Annotated in this window: 13 protein-coding genes; 12 read left to right on the top strand and 1 reads right to left on the bottom strand. The window is 38.8% G+C overall.

The window, feature by feature from the left end:
* The first annotated feature begins 52 nt into the window (after positions 1-52).
* From OQZ33_RS04070 to OQZ33_RS04055, 4 genes are all read left to right on the top strand, one after another.
* Entirely contained in the window at positions 53-2,008 is a 1,956-nt protein-coding gene (locus OQZ33_RS04070; RefSeq protein ID WP_265797784.1) for a family 43 glycosylhydrolase, read from the top strand.
* An 11-nt stretch (positions 2,009-2,019) separates the two neighbouring features.
* Complete coding sequence (locus tag OQZ33_RS04065; RefSeq protein WP_265797783.1) at positions 2,020-4,518, top strand: sugar-binding domain-containing protein; 2,499 nt, start codon at positions 2,020-2,022, stop codon at positions 4,516-4,518.
* Positions 4,519-4,839: 321 nt separating this feature from the next.
* Entirely contained in the window at positions 4,840-7,197 is a 2,358-nt protein-coding gene (locus OQZ33_RS04060) for a glycoside hydrolase family 31 protein (RefSeq protein WP_265797782.1), read from the top strand.
* 308 nt (positions 7,198-7,505) lie between these two features.
* On the top strand, positions 7,506-8,222 hold the full coding sequence (locus OQZ33_RS04055; protein ID WP_265797781.1) for a DJ-1/PfpI family protein: 717 nt from the start codon (positions 7,506-7,508) through the stop codon (positions 8,220-8,222).
* 50 nt (positions 8,223-8,272) lie between these two features.
* Here the strand turns inward: OQZ33_RS04055 and OQZ33_RS04050 are convergent, their stop codons facing one another.
* Positions 8,273-9,127 (bottom strand): helix-turn-helix domain-containing protein, encoded by an 855-nt coding sequence (locus OQZ33_RS04050; protein ID WP_265797780.1) that lies wholly within the window; start codon positions 9,125-9,127, stop codon positions 8,273-8,275.
* A 228-nt stretch (positions 9,128-9,355) separates the two neighbouring features.
* Between OQZ33_RS04050 and OQZ33_RS04045 the strand changes: the two genes are divergently transcribed.
* From OQZ33_RS04045 to OQZ33_RS04015, 8 genes are all read left to right on the top strand, one after another.
* Positions 9,356-9,559, top strand: a complete 204-nt coding sequence (locus OQZ33_RS04045) for a hypothetical protein (protein WP_265797779.1) — start codon at positions 9,356-9,358, stop codon at positions 9,557-9,559.
* A gap of 546 nt (positions 9,560-10,105) precedes the next feature.
* Positions 10,106-13,210: a SusC/RagA family TonB-linked outer membrane protein gene (locus OQZ33_RS04040; RefSeq protein WP_265797778.1), complete on the top strand. Its 3,105-nt coding sequence runs from the start codon at positions 10,106-10,108 to the stop codon at positions 13,208-13,210.
* Positions 13,211-13,220: 10 nt separating this feature from the next.
* On the top strand, positions 13,221-14,750 hold the full coding sequence (locus OQZ33_RS04035) for a RagB/SusD family nutrient uptake outer membrane protein (RefSeq protein WP_265797776.1): 1,530 nt from the start codon (positions 13,221-13,223) through the stop codon (positions 14,748-14,750).
* A 142-nt stretch (positions 14,751-14,892) separates the two neighbouring features.
* Complete coding sequence (locus OQZ33_RS04030; RefSeq protein ID WP_265797775.1) at positions 14,893-17,424, top strand: glycoside hydrolase family 31 protein; 2,532 nt, start codon at positions 14,893-14,895, stop codon at positions 17,422-17,424.
* Between the two features lie 128 nt (positions 17,425-17,552).
* The gene (locus OQZ33_RS04025) at positions 17,553-19,538 is read left to right on the top strand and encodes an alpha-L-arabinofuranosidase C-terminal domain-containing protein (protein WP_265797774.1); all 1,986 of its coding nucleotides are present in this window, start codon (positions 17,553-17,555) and stop codon (positions 19,536-19,538) included.
* 11 nt (positions 19,539-19,549) lie between these two features.
* Complete coding sequence (locus OQZ33_RS24180; RefSeq protein ID WP_322975009.1) at positions 19,550-19,801, top strand: hypothetical protein; 252 nt, start codon at positions 19,550-19,552, stop codon at positions 19,799-19,801.
* Entirely contained in the window at positions 19,794-20,075 is a 282-nt protein-coding gene (locus tag OQZ33_RS24175) for a hypothetical protein (protein WP_322975008.1), read from the top strand. The genes OQZ33_RS24180 and OQZ33_RS24175 overlap by 8 nt, the downstream gene beginning before the upstream one ends.
* 590 nt (positions 20,076-20,665) lie before the next feature.
* Positions 20,666-21,634: a glycoside hydrolase family 43 protein gene (locus tag OQZ33_RS04015; RefSeq protein ID WP_265797773.1), complete on the top strand. Its 969-nt coding sequence runs from the start codon at positions 20,666-20,668 to the stop codon at positions 21,632-21,634.
* The last annotated feature ends 669 nt before the right edge of the window (positions 21,635-22,303 follow it).

The following is a 22,303-nucleotide window of genomic DNA, read 5'->3' as shown; positions in this document are numbered from 1 at the left end:
GCATCCAGATAATTAACAATATTTTATACACAAGGGAACAAAAGAATCTACAATGATTACAGGAATAAAAAAGATGATGCTATTGAATTTTACACACGCCAGGTGGATGATCGTAATCTTTGTTGTTATGTTACAACTATGTAGCACTATGCTCACCTCCGGCCAGGAATATAAAGCCGGACCTGCAGAAAAAGATTATGCCGGTTATCTATTCGCCTATTTTAAGGGAAATGCAGTATCCGATGAAGCACTTTGTTTTGCCATCAGTACAGATGGATATAATTATCGCGCGTTAAACCATAACAAGCCCATTCTGGATTCAAAAATGATTAGTTCCACAGGTGGTATACGGGATCCTCACATTCTTCGCGGTATTGATGGTCAATCCTACTACATGGTTCTCACTGATATGACTTCCTCGAAAGGATGGGATTCAAACCGGGCGATGGTATTACTGAAATCCACAGATCTCATCAACTGGAAACATACTGTTGTTAACATACAAAAACAGTATAATGGGAATGAGGATCTAAAGCGGGTATGGGCACCACAAACCATTTTTGATCCTGCAAAAGGGAAATACATGGTCTATTGGTCAATGAAACATGGTGATGGCGCGGATATGATTTACTATGCTTACGCTAATGATGACTTTACAGGCTTTACTGCAGCGCCAGAAGTATTGTTTAGGCCAAAGAACGGCAAATCCTGTATTGATGGAGATATCATCAATAAAAACGGATTGTTTCATCTGTTTTACAAAACCGAAGGACACGGAAATGGAATTAGACTGGCGATGACAGATTCATTAGCCAGTGGAAAGTGGATTGAACAGCCCGGATACAAGCAGCAAACCAAAGATGCAGTGGAAGGGTCAGGTGTGTTCAAACTTAATAACTCGCCGAAATACATTCTCATGTACGATGTATATGGCAAAGGTAAATATCAGTTTTGCGAAAGCTATGACCTCGATCAATTTAACGTGATTGATCATGAAGTCAAAATGGATTTTCATCCACGTCACGGTACTATTATCCCATTAACACGTAAGGAATTGGTTAACCTCACTAATCGCTGGGGTATCCCCAAAGACATGGAACTTTCATTCAGGAAAAATCCTGTTCTTGAGGGATATTATGCTGATCCGGATGTATTGTATTCCAAAAAAACCAAAAAATTTTACATCTATCCCACAAGCGATGGTTTCGATGGATGGGGAGGGACCTATTTCAAAACCTTCTCTTCAATGGATCTTAAAAACTGGAAAGATGAGGGAGTGATCCTGGACCTTAAAAAAGATGTAAGCTGGGCAAACAGAAATGCATGGGCGCCTACCATTGCCGAGAAAGAGGTTAAAGGAAATTATAAATATTATTATTATTTCACTGCGGCACAGAAAATTGGTGTGGCCGTATCAGATCTCCCAACCGGACCTTTCGTAGATTCAGGTAAACCGCTTCTAAGTGCTAAACCAGAGGGTATAAAACATGGACAGGTAATTGATCCTGCAGTATTCACTGATCCCAAAACAGGTAAGAGTTACATTTATTGGGGCAATGGCTTCCTTGCTGCAACACAACTCAATGAAGATATGATTTCATTAGAGGAAAATACTACAAAAATCTTAAAAACAGATAAGACTTTCAGAGAAGGAACATATGTGTTTTTCCGTAAGGGAATATACTATTTTCTTTGGTCGGAGGAGGATACGCGTAGTGAAAATTATCGCGTCAGGTATGGTACGTCTTATTCTCCCATCGGTCCAATCAGTATTTCAGATAATAATCTGATTCTTCAAAAAGATCCATCGAATGGTATTTATGGCACAGGCCATAATTCGGTATTGCAGATTCCTGGAAAAGATGAATGGTATGTGGTTTACCATCGTTTTAGTTATCCGGACGGGATTAAGATGGGCGATGCAGCAGGATTTAATCGCGAAGTGTGCATAGACCGGATTTATTTTGATGACAAAGGAAATATCTTGCCTGTAAAACCGACACTCTAAAAATAAACAGAATGAAAAACTTAAAATACCTGGTTTATACACTTGCCACTATACTCCTCAGCGCTTCACGATTACTTGCACAGCCTGGTTTTGGACAGGCTGAAAAAATTAATTCCAACTGGAGATTTCATCTGGGGGAAACAGATGGGAAAGTAATAGGGGATAATGGAGACAAATCCTGGCAAAATGTACAGTTGCCTTATGACTGGAGTGTGAAACAAGTTCTTAGTCCAAACTTTGCAAGTGCCTCTGGATATCTTCCCGGTGGAATTGGTTGGTACCAGAAGATGCTGAATATTGCTAAAGAGGATAAGGGGAAGAAATTATACCTTTATTTTGAGGGTGTTTATAATAGAAGCGAGGTTTTCGTTAACGGGCAGTCGGTAGGTAAGCGTCCAAATGGTTATATTTCATTCTGTTATGATATATCCCCATTCGTTAAGTATGGGCAGCAAAACCTGATTTCCATTCGTGCTGATCACAGTAAGGATCCGGATTCGAGATGGTATACCGGCTCAGGTATCTACCGCGATGTATGGTTAGTTCGTGCTAATCCTGTTCATATCCAGCAGTGGGGCGTATATGCCTATCCAGAGGTAAAAGGAAAGAAAGCTACACTGCATGTAAATGTAGAGGTGGTAAATGACCTTCCCCGTTCTGTTGCCGCTATACGTATTCATAGCGAACTTTTGGATAAAAGTGGAACAGTAGTTGCAAAAAAAGAAATTCCAGCTATTTTGAACAATAGCCAAAGTCAAAATTTTAACTTATCAATGGAATTGGATAATCCAAAACTTTGGAATGTTTCCACTCCATACAACTACACCTTACATATAAAAATTACAAGAAATGGAAAGGTCATTGATAGCAGCAGGCTTGCAACAGGTTTCCGTAGTTTTACTTTTGACCCTGATAAAGGTTTTGCCTTAAACGGAGAGCAGATGAAAGTTAGGGGCGTGTGTTTACATCACGATGCAGGCGTACTAGGTGCCGAATTTTATCCCGAAGTCTGGCGTCGCCGTTTGCTTACTTTAAAATCGCTTGGCGTGAATGCTATACGAACCAGTCATAACCCGCAGGCATCATCACTATATTCACTTTGTGATGAATTGGGACTTTTAGTCATGGACGAGGCCTTTGATGAATGGGAATACCCAAAACGCAAGTGGCTTCAGGGGTGGAATGTAGGTACACCTGGCTATCAGGGAACGGCGGACTTCTTTAAAGAATGGGGAGAACAGGACCTTGCAGACATGGTAAAACGCGATCGCAACCACCTCTCTATATTTGCTTGGAGCATCGGGAATGAGGTGGATTATCCAAATGATCCTTATTCGCATCCTATATTGGCTGGCACACGCGAAGGCGGTTTTACACAACCCATTTTTGGCGGCTATAAAAAAGACGCACCAGATGCGATGTATCTAGGTGATATTGCAAAAAAACTTGCCTCCGTCGTTCGGAAGTATGATACAAGCCGTCCAGTCACCGCAGGACTGGCAGGGGTAGCGATGTCAAATGAAACAGCTTATCCTGGTACATTGGATATCGCAGGCTATAATTATACAGAAAGCCGTTATCAGCAGGATCATAAAAAATATCCTGAAAGAGTAATTTTCGGCAGTGAAAACCGCCACGACATTGATGCATGGAAAGCCGTGAGGGATAATGAATATATTTTCGGGCAGTTCTTATGGACGGGGATTGATTATTTAGGGGAATCCGGGAAATGGCCTTCAAGGGGCTTCTATTCAGGATTATTGGATTTTGCAGGGTTCATTAAGCCCAGAGGCTATTTTCGGCAGTCTTTATGGTCTGATAAACCAATGGCTTATTTAGGTACTTACCCGCTTGCGGGAGGTAACCAAGCCAGTGATGGCTGGTCAGTACTCCAATCAGAGCAAGCTGGTGGGAAAGATAAATCGCTATCGATGGATGCTTGGCCGATTTGGAATTATAAGGATGGCCAACCGATCAGAGTGGTTGCTTACACCAATGCTACACAAGCCAGATTGGAATTAAATGGTAGAGTCGTCGGCAAGGCCAAGCCATATGATGATAAAACTGGAATTATCTTTTGGGATATTCCTTACACCTCTGGAAAGCTGGAAGTAATCGGACTGGATGCAAAGGGAATTGAGACAATAAGACATAAAATACAAACGAGCAAAAAGCAGCAACGTATTATGATATTACAGGGCAAGGAAATCACCGTTGATCGCAAAAACGGCCTTGTTCAAATGGATCTCCAGCTCGTTGATGAAGATGGGGTTCCAGTGGAAATTGCTAACGATGAAATTACTTGTGATGTATCCGGTAAAGCGAGGTTACTTGGCATGGAAGCAGGGAATAATCAGGATATGGGAGATTACACAGATAGTAAGCAAAGTGTTTTTCATGGGAAGATGACCGTTTATATCCAGTGTGATGTAAAAGCTAATGATCCTGTCATTGTCCGCCTTACTTCGCCAGCATTAAAAAAGGCAGAAGTAATATTAAAACTATTTTAAGTAACTACCTTGAAATACGAACAAATTGGAGGGCCGTGCTGGCTTCGAGTTAGTGGTTAAAAAATTTGGAGTCTTTTGCATGTGCTGTTTTATGTGAGTTATTTGCAACTTGTTTATAGTTGATTTATGTGATAGTCATCCTAGCTTAATCTATTTACTAGTAGCCACTAGTTGGTATTATCGAACTTGTTAAGTTTTGAGGAAGCAATAACCTAACTTAATATTGTTCTCTAGATAAAGATGATCTGATAAACGTTAGTCAATTTTTCTCCGGTTCCGGTTAATCCGTAAAAAACTAAATCAAATACTAAATATATTAGGATGAATATAAGAATTTATCAAACCAGGTTTTATTTAATCGCTTTTTTTGCATTTCTCTTTACACCGGATGTGAGTGCACAATCTATCCAGAAATCAGCGCAGGGTTTAAGTCTTTCCGCGCAAGGAATGGATATCAGCATCGAATTTTATTCAGAAAATATCGTAAGGATTTTCAAAACGCCTGCCGGAAAGCCGTACGATAAAAAAAGCCTTTCCGTAATAGGTAGGCCTGTAAAAACAGCTGTTACATTTCTAGAGACTGGCAAGTATGCAACGATCAAAAGCAATTCTATTCAGCTTAGTATCGACACAGAAAGTGGGGGGATATTCTTCTCAGATCTTTTAGGGCAAAAATTGCTTCATGATAAGGATTATGGAACGCAATTTTCTGCCATTGATGATGCAGGAACTCCTTCATTCAAAGTTCGAAATGGTTTTCTCTTGGACAAGGATGAGGCGATCTATGGCGTAGGGCAGATTTTGGATAACAAATTTAACCGCCGTAATTCCTCGCATCACATGCAGAATGAGAACATGTCAACCTATTCTCCATATTTTCTCTCTGTAAAAGGTTATGCCGTATTTTGGGATAATTATTCTATATCAGAGTTCAATGATAACCCGCAAGAGCTTTCTTTTGAAAGTTTGGGACATTGCGCAGACTATTATTTTATGTATGGTAAAAATGCTGATGGGGTTATTTCTAAGATGAGAGAATTAACAGGAAAAGCGCCCATGCTCCCACTATGGGCTTATGGGTTTTTTCAAAGTAAAGAGCGCTACCATACTCAGGAAGAGAGTTTAAATATAGTAAAGAAATATCGTGAGTTAAAAGTTCCACTTGATGTTGTGATTCAGGATTGGCGTTATTGGCCGGAGTACAACAAAACTGACAGTGCTTGGAATTCACAAAGCTTTGATTCAGAACGTTTTCCAGATCCGAAAAAATGGGTTGATGATATTCATAAACTAAATGCAAAACTTTTGATTGTGACCTGGCCTGGATTTGGGCCAAAAACACAGCAACGTAAAGAATTCGATAGAAAGAAAATGATCATCAATTTTGATACCTGGCCACCAAATAGTGGAGCCAGGCCATACGATGTATTTAATCCAGAAGCTCTAAATATTTATTGGAAATATTTAGATAAGGGAATATTCAGCTATATCGGTAATGACGGGTGGTGGCTTGATTCAACTGAACCTGATCATATCAATATTAAGCCTTCGGATTTTAATCTACCTACTTACTTAGGCAGTTATCGGAGTGTAAAGAATGGATTTAGTTTGATGCACAATAAAGGAATCGCAACCTACCAAAGGGAAGTAAATAATCAAAAGCGTGGCGTGATCCTAACCAGATCTGGGTTTATAGGGCAGCAACGTTATGGATCAAATACTTGGAGTGGGGATGTTAACTCTACCTGGGAGATGCTCGAAAAGCAGATTCCTGCAGCCCTGAATTATACGCTTATGGGAATCCCAAACTGGAATAGTGACATTGGTGGTTTTTTCGCAGGTCGCTGGGTTAAAGGTGGCGGTAATAAAAATCCTGAGTTTCAGGAATTGTATGTTCGTTGGATGCAGTTTGGGGCATTTAGTCCGATGATGCGCGCTCATGGAACCAACTTACCTAGAGAAATCTGGAATTTCGGCGACCGAGGAACCTGGTGCTTTGATGCACAAGAGAAATTTATCAAACTCCGCTACAGTCTACTGCCATATATTTATGCTACCTCTTGGGAGGTGAGTAAAAATGACGGTACGTTTATGCGACCATTAATGATGGATTTTGCAGAAGACAAAAAAACGCATGAAATTGGCAGTCAATATCTTTTTGGAAAGTCAATACTCGTTACCCCAGTTACTAGATACCAGGCAAGAAAATGGCCGGTTTATTTACCGAAAGGGAATGGATGGTACAACTTCTGGACAAAAAAATATTACAATGGTGGGCAAACTATTGAAACTGATGTGCCAGTAGACATTGTTCCATTGTATGTAAAGACTGGCGCTATAATCCCATTCGGACCAGATGTGCAATATTCTACCGAAAAAAAATGGGATAACCTAAATGTTCGGGTTTATGCAGGAGCAGATGGCGAATTCGTTCTATACGAAGACGAAAACGATAATTACAATTATGAAAAGGGATACTACACCACTATAATCTTTAAATGGAATGACAAATCCAAAACTTTATTTATTTCAGATCAAAAAGGAAGTTTTAAAGGAATGCTGGCTAGAAGGAATTTCAATCTAGAGTTAATTTCCGCCAATTCAACTGTTAGAAAAGGCAAATCAAAAAACGTCCAATCAATAGTATATTCCGGGAAAGAGGTTGAAATAAAATTTTAATAGATAAAATTTTGAGGCACGATTTTTTCAGATTCCTAATCAACAGTCTGAAAATTTAGGGGGCCACGCGATGAAAGCGACCCTCTGCCTCAGCTTTTGAAATCACCACCGTAGAATCTGCTATGCTTACTATTGCCCTAGCTATTAGAAAAAGTTTATTGCCTGGACAAAATTATGCGTAAAGTGAAAGAAAATGTGGCAAAAGTGTAATTGGAATTTTCCATATCTCAATACTTTTGTTTCATGTGATAAGCTTGCCGGCAATACAATTCATCACATAGTAAATGTTTAAATAAAGTTATACTTAGATGAAGAAAGTTAAATTTTTGATGATTATGATTGTCATGATTGTTTACTCCAAGAGCGGGAAGGCACAGGAAAATACGAAAACAAATTTCCATTTTCCTAAAGAAAAAAAAATCAATGTGGGCGTGCTCGTATATGATGGGGTAGAGATTGTTGATACAGGTGGGCCAATTGATGTGTTTGTTAAGGCAAATAATTGGAATAACAACTATAATATATATACTGTATCTGCCACGGAGAACAAGAATATTATTATGGACGGTAAAACGGTAAATTTAGTTTCCAAGTATAATATTTTTGATGCGCCTCAGGCAGATATTCTAATTATTCCTGGAACATCTCCTGAGATCGTTGCGAAAGTATCTGCTGATAAAAAAATGATGAACTGGATTGTCAATCAAAACAACAAAACCCAAATGACCTTGTCGGTATGTACCGGAGGGCTGATCCTGGCCAATACTGGTCTACTGGACGGGCGTTCAGCTACTACCCACCATTGGTCTATACATGAACTTAAAGCACATCCCAAAATCAATGTTCAGGAGAAAAAGCGTTTCGTTGTTGACGGAAAATTCCTGACCGGTGCAGGTGTTACATCAGGAATGGATGTTGCCCTTGAAGCAATTGAACTTATTCACGGCAAAGATGTAGCAGACGATATTGCTCATGGAATGGTGTACAACCGCTATGGAACAATGGAGTTTTTACCTAAAAAGTAAAGATTTTGAACTACCAATGATGAAGTTGTATTTTGTCATCGGTAGTTCCTTTAAAAATTTCGGCTTAAAATGGAAGTCCTTTGAAATTCCTTTGGCGTTAACCCAGTATATTTTTTGAAAAAACGACTGAAATAACTATCAGTTTCAAAGCCTAATTTCCACGAAAGTTCTTTACTTGTAGTATCAGACCAATACAATATTCGTTTAGCTTCTAATAATAAATGTTCATCTATTAGTTGTTTGGGAGTTTTGGCTGTGGAATGCTTTACCTGGTGAGTCAATACACTTGTACTTATATTAAGGGAATCGGCATAAAAACTAACCTCATGATGTTCCATATAATGTTTTTTTAAAAGTATTCGAAATCTGGAATAAATTTCATTCAAGGTCTTTTCCGTTGAAGGATTTTGATCTGAAAGTATGGCGCAATAAATCACCAAAGCATCAAGCAGCGACTGTGTGAGTTCTGTTTCTAGTATGCTGTTGAGACTTTTGTTTTCCATCAAGCCAAGAATCTCATCAATCCGGTCAATTTCACCTTGAGAGATTTTAATGTAGGGACGGGAGAAAATTTTATTGAGCTTACTGAAGAAAGTAGGGCCGCGATCTGTAATGAATTTTTGTGAGAAACCTAAGGATTTAATTTTGCAATCATGAAGTATAGGATGCGTATGAACGCGGTCAATATCTAACAATAAAATTGCTGGAGCTGCAATCCGGTCACTTTCAAAATCAGCCAGATGTAGAATAGATCCACTGTATAAAAAGCTTAAAATGTAATAGTTATGAGAATGTGGGTTTTGGTCTTGAGACATAAATTCGATCAACTCATCACTTTTATAGAAGTTGAAGTCGTTTTCATCCATCAGACCCTCCATGTTGTGTTTTGGTAGAATATCACTCATAAATGTTGACTCTTAGAAAGATAATTCGATGTTAATGTTGCATTTAAGAAAGTGTCACTTTCCTAAAAGCAGAAATTATTACAGCACTCTATATCATGCATGTTTACTCAGCCAATATAATACACAACAAATATTATTATTACTGCTCCTGTAAGGCTTAATATTAAGGTTTTTGGCCGAAAGACCCTTTTGTCTTCTGTCAAATTTATTCAAAATATACGATATATTATGAAAAGAATAGGTAAAATAATCACTCTCAATTATGATCTTGGAATTGGGGAAATCTTTGATCGCAACGACCAAGAAATACTATTTGACATCGCTGACTTAACTAACCCAGCAGGTCTGAATTCTATTGTACTATTTGAAATTGAAATGAAGATGCAGGGATTGCGTGCCGTTAAGGTTACACCAATCAATTCATCATACTGACCCTAGCGATGAGAGTAATTCATAATAAATGCTTACATAAAATATAAATGTGGAATTTATTGAATTCCCACAGCGAGATTAAGTACAAAATGATTAATGATTGAATTAGTTTGAGTCGGATTAGTATAAAAAACAGTCACTTTCATACAAAAAAATACGATTTGCTATGTTTTAGATTTGTTTAAGTAATTCCTAACCAAATATTTTATGATTCGTTGCATTCCTTCAAAAGGCTTTGCCTTTGTTTTCAATTTAAATGTCTTTGCTTCAAGATTATTCCCACTTCGAATAGACAAAAGCTACTTGCTGTTTGATCAAGGGAGATGTTTTTTAGGCAATTTTTTTTCACTGAAACAAACTATCCATTAGATAATTTAAAATCAACATAAAGAACCAGACACTGGATAAAGTCATCCCTTGATGCTAAAGACAACATTAGAATTTCCCTACTTAAGAGCATCATAAGTTTACAAAATTCTTTTGCCGAATCAATTGGTAATCTAAACGACAAATAAACAAACCAAATATAAACTAAATCTGAAACAGATGATAAATCTAAAACTAGACTATGGCATTTCAAATTTGCGACATTACAATAAAGGCCTGACTGTAACAAAGATTACAGTTCTTCTATCGCTGCTATCACTTGGCCGTTTATCTGCAGGTGGCTTAGCGAGCAACACCTCCATTATTAGTGAGAAAAATTCTGTAGAAACAGTGGGGATAAAATCAGTGGATAATGGCCTAGACAATCTGGTCATTTCCAAGCAAAAAATTAGTGGAAGGGTAACAGATGAAGGCGGAAGCCCTATTCCAGGGGTTTCTGTAAGGTTAAAAGGAACAAATGTAGGTACTGTCACCGATACTCAAGGTAGATATTCTCTTGATACAAATCTTAGTGAGGGAACGTTGGAATTTAGTTTTATTGGGTATGATACCCAAACTGTAAAACTAAGAGGCAATGCTGAAATCAATATTCGACTTAAATCTTCACAGGCCTCTCTGGAAGATGTTGTGGTTATCGGTTATGGAACTGCGAGAAAGAGTGACCTTACCGGTGCTGTGGGTAGCGTTAAAGCTAAAGATTTTAATAAAGGTATTACCACCTCTCCGGAGCAACTTATACAGGGCAAATTAGCTGGTGTACAGATAGGATCTAATAATGGTGCTCCTGCAGCAGAAATGACTGTAAGGATTAGAGGCGCAAATTCCCTTAGAGCGGGCAATCAGCCACTTTTTGTAGTTGATGGTATCCCTTTGGATGGGAGAAATACTCAGCCTTCTGCAAATGCCTCTACATTAGGTTCAACCGCCGGTAGTAATCCTTTAAGTTTTATTAATTCTAATGATATTGAATCAATTGATGTGTTAAAAGATGCATCTGCAACTGCTATTTACGGCTCCAGGGGAGCAAACGGTGTAGTCATTATCACAACAAAAAAAGGAAAATCGGGTGCAGCTGAGCTACAGATCTCCAGTTCAGTAGGCATCGCAAACCTGATGCGATCAAATGCTCAAATGAATAGCAGTGAATTCAAACAAGCCTTAACCAGCAGGAACCTAACTCAATTTGATGGTAAAAATTCCACTGATGCACTAGATGCAATAACCAGAACCGCTTTCAGCCAAAACCACAACATTGCGATCTCAAGTGGAAATGACAAAGGCAATTACCGGGTTTCTTTAGGATATACTGATCAACAAGGTATTGTACGTAAATCAGACTTTAAAAAATATGTAGCCAATATCTCTGGTGGACACAGTTTCCTCAAAAACGACCGCATACGTTTAGATTTCAATGTCATTGCTGCAAAGACCAAAAATGTTGGTGTTCCAATTGGTAACAACAGTAATCTTTATGGTAGCCTCATCGGCAATGCGCTGGAATGGAATCCAACTGTGCCTTTGCAATATCCAGATGGGAGATTCGTACAACAGAATTACACAGATGGAACTACATCTATACCTGGATTTGGTACAAACCCATTGGCTTTGATTGAATATTATAATGACAAGTCTGAAGTTACCAATATTTTAGCGAATGTATCTCCGAGCATCAAGATTATTGATGGCCTGGTGTATAAGTTGACTTTGGGTTTAAACAATGTTGTTGGTAACCGTACAACTGATATTTCTGGTAATCTTTTTCTAAATAACATTACTAACATAGGTTATGCAGGTGTAGCCAATAATCAGCTAAATACCACAACGGTAACCAACACCCTGAACTATACTAAACAACTTTCATCGAAATTAAACTTGAATGCCTTGTTAGGATATGAATTCATTGACTTTAAAAGATCCTCATACGGTGTTTCGGGAACAGGGTTTACCAGTTTTGAAGTATTAGGGAGCAGTATTCTCCAAAATCCTGCACGTGGCAATATCGGTACATCATCATTCGTAGATCCTACAAACCAATTGCAATCTTATTTCTCAAGAGTTAATCTAAATTATGATGGACGGTACTTATTGACCGCTACCATGCGAGCAGACGGTTCCACCAAATTTGGCTCAAACAACAAATATGGATATTTTCCGTCTCTAGCCGCTGCCTGGGTATTAACCGAGGAAGGTTTCTTGCCAGAAAAAATCAGCAGCTTAAAAATGAGACTGGGATATGGTAAAACAGGTAATCAGGAATTTCCAGCCGGTTCTGCTCAAGATCGGTACTCGTTTGGTTTACAAAGCATTTCTCAGGCCAATTATGGCAACCCAAACCTGAAATGGGAAACAACAGACAGCTACAATGCCGGAATAGATTTTGGGCTTTTTAACAATCGGATAACCGGTACTGTAGAATATTTCAACAAACAAACCAAAGATTTACTATTTCAGCTTGCTTTGGTACAGCCCGGACCTGCAGTAAACTATTTTAGCAATCTGCCAGCGGTGCTTAAAAATTATGGAATGGAAGCAGCGTTGAACTTCGTTTTGTTTGAAAAAACAGATTTCAGATGGAATTTGGGCCTGAATGCTACTTTCCAGAAAAATCTTTTTACCAACTATACCGGTCCGGTGGTACTTACCGGAAACATAAACGGTAATGGATTGGCCAGTGGAATCCCTGCTCAGCAGATTGCAAATGATCAACCACTTTTTGTGTATAATATGGTTCGTTACCTGGGTCTGGATGGTAATGGTGTGGCGCAATACAGTCCTGATAAACAATATGTAGGAGATCCGAATCCAAAGACACTTGTTGGAGCTTCAACTTCAGTCTCATATAAAAAAGTCTCTTTTGAGATGTCATGGAACGGCGCTTTCGGTTCAAAGATTTACAATAATACCAGAATGGTTAACCTAGCTCCAAGTGGTTTGGCAATCGGCCGAAATACAACTGCTGAAATAGGATTAGGAAATGAGCGCCTGACCAATGCAAATATTGTATCAACCCGTTTTCTTGAAAATGGAAACTTTATCAGGCTTAACAACGCGACCTTAAATTACGATTTGGGAAGCATTGGGGAGTTCAAAACAGCCAGAGTCTTTTTAACAGGACAAAATTTATTGTTGATAACAAAATATTCTGGATTCGATCCAGAAGTAAGTACAGACAAGTCAGTTGGTGGAGTTCCTTCATTCGGAATCGATTATGGAGCATACCCCTCAGCAAGATCATTCTTAATCGGTTTTAACTTAAGTTTTTAATTTGGAAATCATGAAATTAACTCAACTAAAAAATAGTATAGCAGTGCTTGTCGTATGCTCATTATTCATTACCTCATCTTGTAAAAAACTAGATGAGAATTTAAGTTCAGAACTGAATCGTGAACAAGCAAGGGCACTGGCTACTAAAACGACTACTTTTGCCTCATTATTGCAAACCGTTTATTTGGACATGACTGCGCCTTACACGGATTATTCAAACCACTTTGGCCTTCAGGAGGCAACCACAGATGAACTTATTGTACCTTCACGTCCTAGCGGATGGGATGATGATGGGGTTTGGAGAAAATTATATCTACACAGCTGGGATTCAAGTCATCCTTATTTACTGGCAACTTACAACTCGTTGAACAAATGTGTTTATGACGCAGGTAACATACTCACATTCAGTCCTCCTGCTGATATTGCTGCTCAGGCGAGATTTTTAAGGGCTTATAGTATGTACAGCATCCTGGATTTGTTTGGCAAATTCCCTTATCGTGAGCCTGGTTCCGACTTGATTTTATTGCCAAAAGTATACTCGGGCGTAGAAGGAATCAATTTTATCATCTCTGAGATAGAGTCTATCTTACCAGATTTGCCAGCAACAGGTACAGCATATGTTCCAACAAAACAAGCCGCCTATGGCTTTTTAGCCAGATTGTATCTTAATAAGGGGGTTTATCCTGACCGATCTAAACCAACATTCGATAAAGCCAATATGGATAAAGTTATTGCAAACGCCGATAACATCGTTGGTAAATCGTTAGATTTTTACTGGAACAATTTTCAGCCAGCAAATGGAGAATTATCCAAAGAACAGATATTTACCCTCCAGGGTGTTGGGGGGAGCCGAGGCCTGCTCACCCAGTACTGGTGGTATGCGTCACTGATTGGGTCGATGACATTGCCTCAGGGCGGTGGTTGGAATGGTTTTGCAACAACTCCTGATTTTTATGCTTCATTCTCTGACGGGGATATCAGAAAAAGTTATATTGATCCTATAGTAAAGGCTAAAGGTGGATTTAATGTTGGTTTTATCATCGGGCAGCAATTTGGTCCAAATGGAGCACCACTGGCAAATACCATTATCACACCTAACTTAACAACATTGCAGGGAGAGGGTTTGTATTCCGGCGTTCGTGTGATCAAATATGTACCAGATTATACAAATGTTGGTAACCCTGATAATGATTTTATGTTTATTAGGTATGCCGATGTCCAACTTATGAAAGCTGAGGCTTTGTTAAGGAATGGAAACGCTAGTGCCGCTTTGACAATAGTAAACATGATAAGATCCTCGAGATCAGCCACCCCAGGATCTTTGGCGCCACTTAGCACTCTAACACTGGATGACTTGCTAGCAGAACGAGGAAGGGAACTATATTGGGAGGGTACCAGAAGACCTGACTTGATCAGATTTGGTAAGTTTTTAAATGCTCGCTTGCTCAAACCTGTATCAGCAGATAAATATTTAATATTTGCTATCCCTCAAACCGCCCTTTTGGCAAATGCAAATCTTACCCAAAATCCAGGATATTAATGATGATGAACAAGCAGGGTTTTGATAACTTCTGCTTGTTCATCGATTAAAAGAAATTCATTGTAATATTAGTAATTGCAGCAACAGCCTATTTACATTTAAAAGCCTTTTAGAGAATATTCAGCTACGAATCTAGAAAAACATGCAGACAAAATTTTTATTGATACTAATTAGTTTATGTACCACTTTCAAATTAGCTCATAGCCAAGCTGTGTCACCTGTAGATGTAGGTGGAGCGACATTTCAGGGAAGAAAGGTGCAAACAGGTGCTCTTTTTACAAGAGGTGATGAAAAATTAAGGGTAACTTTTGTGAATCCTCAAGTATTGCGCATACAATATGTTCCCAAAAATAATTTTAAAAGCAATGAAACTGAAATCTGTATTCCTCACCAAGAACAGAGGATAGCCTTTGTTTTTTCTCAGCATACAGATTATTTTAGCCTGAATTCTGAAAGATTAAATGTAAAAATCAATAAATCAAATGGAGCTATAAGCTATTTTCAAAAGGATGGAAGAGTAATTTTAGAAGAATCTCCTTTAAATCCTCGCTCAGCTGAAAAAATCAATATTGAAAAAGTTGGTTTCGATGATAGTAAGAACAAAGTTGAAAAAACAGCCAATGGAGATTTGGTTATTGCCCAGGTTGGCTCTAAAGCGAAAGTCGGAGAGGCATGGAAAATGATATCCAGATTTCAATGGCAAAAAGGTGAGGCCTTGTATGGACTTGGATCGCATGAGGAAGGCGATCTGAATCTTCGTGGCAAAACCCAGTATCTTTACCAGCATAACCTGAAAAAAAGTGTACCTGTGCTGATGAGTTCTCAAGGCTATGGCTTGCTTTTCGATGTGGGCTCTACAATGGTGTTCTCAGACCAGTCGCCTGATAAAAAAGTTCAACTTGATGCGGTAAATCAACTCGATTACTATTTTATGTATGGGCCAGAATTGGATCAGGTTGTGGGGCATTACCGTAACCTTACAGGTAAGGTTCAGCTTGCACCAAGATATGCGTTTGGTTATATTCAGTCAAAGGAAAGATATACCAATTCCTATGAGATTGACAGCGTGGTTACACGCTTTCGTTCCAATAAAATTCCGCTTGATGTGATTGTTCAGGACTGGAACTACTGGTCTAATGGTTTATGGGGACACAAAAAATTCGATGAAAAATTTTATCCTGATCCCAAGAAGATGATTCGGGGCATTCATGATAAACATGCCAAGTTCATGCTCTCAATCTGGCCAAATGTTGCTGGAAATGAGACCGTAGAAATGGGTGCTAAAAACTTTGTACTTGGCAGATCGGTATACGACGCTTTTAACCCTATGGCCAGAAAAATGTATTGGAGCGATTACGTCAACAAAAATCTGTTCTCAAATGGAGTTGATGCATGGTGGTGCGACTCCTCTGAGCCTGTAGACGGTGATTGGAATGACAAAGCGAATGATATTGCGCAGAATCCAAAAGCCAGGTATGATCTTAATTCTGCTGGTTTAAATGAACTTCTCGGCCCTTTGAGGGCTAATTTGTTCTCACTCAATCACGCTCGTGGCATCTATGAAAACCAGCGGTTAGACACAGATAAAAAGAGGGTTTTAAACCTGACACGGTCTGGCTTTGCCGGTATTCATCGTTACGGAACATTTATTTGGAATGGAGATACCAAGGCAACATGGGCCGATTTTGCCAAATGGATCCCCTCAGGCTTAAACTACATGGCTACAGGTAACCCTTACTGGACCATTGATGCCGGTGCATTTTTTGTCAAAACAAAATCGCAGTGGTTTTGGAAAGGAGATTTTGACAAAGGAACTTTAGATGCCGGTTACCGGGAGTTTTACGTGAGGACCTTGCAATTCGCCACTTGGTTGCCAATGATGAGAAGCCATGGTACCGACTTTGCCCGGGAACCCTGGAAGTTTGGCGATGTTAACGATCCATTTTACAAAAGCATTATTACTCAGATCAACCTGAGATACCAGTTATTACCATATACTTATTCGGTTGCTGCAATGGTTTCCAATGAAAATTATACAATGACACGCCCACTTGTTTTTGATTTTAGAAAGGATGTTTCGGTATATGATATTAAAGACCAGTTTATGTTTGGACCTTCATTTATGGCATGCCCTGTAACCACTGCAATGTATTTCGATCCAGGGAATAAAGAGGTTAACCGAACAAAAAGCAGAATGGTTTATTTACCTAAAGATCATATTTGGTATGACTTTTATACTGGTAAATCCTATAAAGGGGGACAAACGGTCAGTGCAAATGCGCCAATTGATAAAATCCCAGTATTTGTTAAGGAAGGCTCTATTGTCCCCCTTGGTGTCGCTCAACAATATTCATCTGAACTACCTCATGCACCAATTGAAATTAGGATTTATTCCGGTAAGGATGCTTCTTTTACTATTTATCAGGATGAGGGAGACAATTATAATTATGAGAAAGGAAAATCTTCTACCATAACATTGAGATGGAGTGAGAAAACGAAAGTACTCAACATCGGAACTAGGGAAGGTAGCTTTGCTGATATGACCCGAAATCAATTGTTTAATATTAGACTGGTAGGACATGTTAATAAGCCTTCAGATCATTCAATAGATAAGAAAACTGTTACTTACTCTGGACAGAGCATTCAAGTTTCTATGCGTAGCAAAGGTAAATAAAGTTTTAAATGACCTTAAGCCTTGTCCATTTGGAGAAATATTAACTTTAAGCAAAAAAGACTTACTAGCATTGTTTATCAACTCAAAATTTTAGCTCTATAATGATACCAAAACAAAATACTTTAACTATGAGATTAAATTCTGTCGCAAAAAGTATATTAATAGCATGTTTGACGGCCTTTTTTGCCATTTCAGCAAATGCACAAGCCCCAAAACTTATTAAAATTAAGTTTGATGATCCTATTGCGAGGGTTCAGCCAAACATGTGGGGTGTCTTTTTTGAGGATATCAACTTCGGGGCCGATGGCGGAATTTATGCTGAGCTGATCAAAAACAGATCTTTTGAGTTCGCAAAACCCTTGATGGGATGGTCGATTTTAAGGAGTAGGCCACAGGAAGGGGAAGTTTTGGTGGTTAATCGTGAAGCGGAAAATGCGGCCAATCCTCGATATCTTCAAATAAAAAAAATGAGTGATGATTTTGAATTGATCAATGAAGGTTTTAAAGGCATTGGGGTGAAAAAAGGCATGCGCTACGACTTTTCAGTCCTATACCGCCAGTTGCAACCCGGCGTGAAAATGGTATTGCTTTTAAAAGATTCGAATAAAAAAATCATTGGTCAGGGGGTATTTACTCCAGATCAATCAGGTAGTGACTGGAAAAAGCAGTCAGTAAGTTTTCTCGCTAGAGAAACCAATCCAAGAGCAAAATTTTCAATTAATTTTCAGGGAAAAGGTAGCATTGATTTAGATATGATTTCGCTATTTCCTGGCGATACTTGGAAAAACCGTAAACAAGGGTTAAGGGCAGATATGGTGCAGCTTTTAGCCGATATGAAACCTGGATTTATCCGTTTCCCTGGCGGCTGCATCGTAGAAGGAACAGATTTAGCTAATCGCTATCAGTGGAAACATACAATCGGCCCGATTGAAGAGCGAAAGATGCTAATCAATCGCTGGAATACTGAATTTGCTCATCGCCCCGCACCTGATTATTATCAAAGTTTCGGACTCGGATTTTTTGAATATTTTCAGCTGGCCGAAGATATTGGTTCTGACGCTTTACCGATTTTAAATTGCGGAATGGCTTGTCAGTTTAACACTGGCGAGGTGGCATCCTTGGATGAACTTGACCCTTATGTTCAGGATGCACTCGATTTAATTGAATTTGCAAACGGCGAGGTCACAACGAAATGGGGCAGGAAAAGAGCTGATCTTGGTCATCCAAAACCATTTAATTTAAAAATGATGGGCGTTGGGAATGAAAACTGGGGACCTCAGTACCTCGAACGTTTAGCCATTTTCACCAAGGCAATAAAAGCAAAATATCCTGATTTCAAACTAATCAACAGCTCTGGAACTGATCCGGAAGGAGATCGTTTCAATTTATTGAACACCTCGCTCCGCGAAAATAAAGCCGATTTTATTGATGAACATTATTACCGCCCAGCAGACTGGTTTTTAAAAAATGCTGGCAGGTATGATAACTACCCTAGAAATGAAACTAAAGTTTTTGTTGGGGAATACGCGGTTCACGCCGATAAGAAAATAATTGGTAGTGAACGCAATAACTGGCAAAGTGCACTGGCATCGGCATCACTAATGACAGGTCTTGAACGCAATGCAGATGTGGTTCAAATGGCATCTTACGCTCCGCTTTTCGCCCATATTGATGGCTGGCAATGGGCACCTGATTTGATTTGGGTTGATAATTTGCAATCTTACGGAACTCCGGATTATTACGTGCAAAAATTGTTTTCCACTAACAAAGGAACGGATGTAGTTTCCATAACCCTGGATGAAAAGAATATCATTGGTCAGGACGGGCTTTTTGCATCATCCGTACTGGATAAGGGCAAAAAAGAATTAATTATCAAAATAGCCAATAATTCTGATCAAAGCCAGAACTTGGATTTCGATCTACAAGGAGAAACACGATTGAAAAGCAAAGGAACGATTGATGAACTGGTTAGTGAAAATCTCAAACAATTAAATTCTTTTGAAAATCCGGAAGCATTAAGTCCGAAAACTTCATCTATTTACTTAAAGGGCAGAAAATTAAACGCCACTCTGAAGCCATATTCTTTTAACTTGATTAAAATCCCATTTAACTAAATACACCAAAAATGAAGAAACTAATCTTTTCAGCGGTAATGCTTTGCATCAGCATTTTTGCAAATGGACAAAGTGAAACTTTGTTAACGATTAAGCCGGTCAGCAATCAGGTGGTGAGCAAACACATTTACGGACATTTTTCAGAACATTTGGGCCGATGTATTTATGATGGGTTTTGGGTTGACGAAAATTCTACCATCCCAAATAAGGGCAGAATCAGGTTGGATATAGTAGAGGCTTTAAAAAGGATTAAATGTGCCTAATTTACGTTGGCCAGGAGGTTGTTTTGCAGATGAATACCACTGGAGAGATGGAATCGGGCCAAGAAACGAACGCCCGAAAATGGTCAATACCAATTGGGGCGGGGTAACCGAAGACAATAGCTTTGGTACCCATGAGTTTTTGGAACTTTGTGAAATGCTTAATTGCGAACCTTATATTGCTGGAAATGTAGGCAGTGGAACCGTTGAAGAAATGGCCAAATGGGTGGAGTATTTAAATTTCGATGGGGTTAAGTCCGATGACGGAAATTCGTAAACAAAATGGCATGGAAAAGCCGTGGAGGGTAGCATTCTGGGGTGTGAGCAATGAAAGCTGGGGCTGTGGTGGAAACATGACAGCAGATTAAACATTACTGGAAAATTTCCTCAAACTTCATCGGCAACGGAAGGTGGCTACAATCACGGTATTTACTTTGTAATTACAAAGGATTTTGAAACTTATTCAAATATCAAACTACATTATGATCCTGGTTTCAATGTAATAGATGCGTCGATTATAAAGGATAATGGAAAATTTATCATGTTTTGAAAGACGAAACCCCTGAACCTTCGGAAAAGAACATTAAGGTTGCTTACGCCGATCAATTGATTGGCCCCTGTTCAAAGGCTAGAGATCCGATTACTGGGAAATATTCGGCATAAAGCCCAACTACGGTAAAACTAAACAATCAATGGCTGGTTTATTTTGACAAATACCGCGACCATAAATATGGTGCAATGCAATCATCAGATTTAAAAAACTGGACCGATGTGTCCGAAAAAATTACGCTTCCCAAAGGTTTAAGGTATGGAACAATCCAAACCATCAAACAAAAAGAACTTGAAAAATTATTAATACAATAAATAATGTTGAAGAAAATCAGTTTATCAATCCTGATGCTTTCCGCGATGCAATTAAGCACAAGGGCTCAGGAAAAAATCATTGCTTCAAAAGGCAATCCGATTATTACCGATAAATATACCGCCGATCCCGCAGCGTATGTTTATGGTGATTCAGTTTATTTATACACCGGCCATGATGTAGCGCCAAAAGGCAAGGAACGATATGAAATGCATGATTGGTTGCTTTATTCTTCAGCGGATATGGTAAATTGGAAAGAACATCAATCGCCACTCAATGTAAACGATTTTGCCTGGGCAAAAGATGATGCATGGGCTTCACAAGTGATTCAACGAGATGGAAAATTTTATTGGTATGTGGCCATCCAACATGGAACAATTTCCGGAAAATCCATTGGAGTAGCTGTGGCGGATAACCCTCGTGGACCATTTAAGGATGCAATAGGAAAAGCATTGATTACAAACGACATGACCACCGATGTTAAAATCAGCTGGGACGATATCGATCCGACAGTATTAATTGATGATGATGGTCAGGCATATTTATTCTGGGGAAATCAGAAATGTTATTACGCCAAGCTGAAAAAGAATATGATTGAATTGGATGGCCCTATACAGCGAGTTGATATACCAAATTTTACGGAGGCACCCTGGATTCATAAGCGTAAGAACTGGTATTATCTTTCCTATGCATCCGGTTTTCCAGAAAAGATCGTGTATGCCATGAGCAAAAAGGTAACAGGACCATGGCAATACAAAGGTATTTTGAATGAAGTTGCTGGAAATTCAAATACCAACCATCAGGCTATTATTGATTTTAAAGGAAAATCATATTTTGTATACCACAACGGTACTATAAATGAAGATGGCGGAAGTTTTAGAAGATCAGTTTGCATAGACTATTTGAATTACAATAGCGATGGAACCATGAAACGAGTAATTATGACAAGTGAGGGCGTAAAAAAGGAAAAATAACGTCAAAGGGAATAATACCTTTTACTAAAGACCTCATCATCTTTCCACAAGCGAAGCCAAACAAAATTTAGCCTCTGCATCTTGACGCCATCTACCAATTTATCTGAATGGTTTGATGAGCAACATTTCTACTAGGCTGATTCTTTCGATAAATACATTCTGAGAAATACAAGATTCTTGGTGTATTTAAGATATTCAATGAGAAGAGATCTGTTAGTAGTTGGAAATTAATTTTCCAAAAAGAATAAATCTTACTACCTCATAGTTCTCTAAATTTTAGAATTTATTTGTATGCTTGATCAAATTGAACGTTTAAATCATCTCCAGAAGTAATTGCTAAATTCTACCAGAAAAGCATCAATAAGTACTATGAACCCTGAAAAGCTATAGTAAAAAAAATGCTAGCACTTGTTTTATTCCTATTTTTTGTAAATGGAAAGCTGATGAAAGACATCTGGAGAAAGAAAACGGAAGGGAGCTTCCTGTATCTTTAACGCTCCTTTTTTTTATTTCAGGCCTGCCTTAAGATTTTGACCAGATTGGATGAACAACAGCAAATTGAGCCTGTAACTTCAAGCCTCAGCGCAATATCAATTCTCATGTAAGCAGTTTTATCAACGCTTACATGAGTTTCTACATTCAACATGCTAAAATGGGCCGGATAAAGAA

Source organism: Pedobacter sp. MC2016-05 (assembly GCF_026239735.1).
Taxonomy (GTDB): domain Bacteria; phylum Bacteroidota; class Bacteroidia; order Sphingobacteriales; family Sphingobacteriaceae; genus Pedobacter.
Note: the sequence above shows the minus strand (reverse complement) of the source record. Positions and strands in the feature narration are given on the sequence as shown.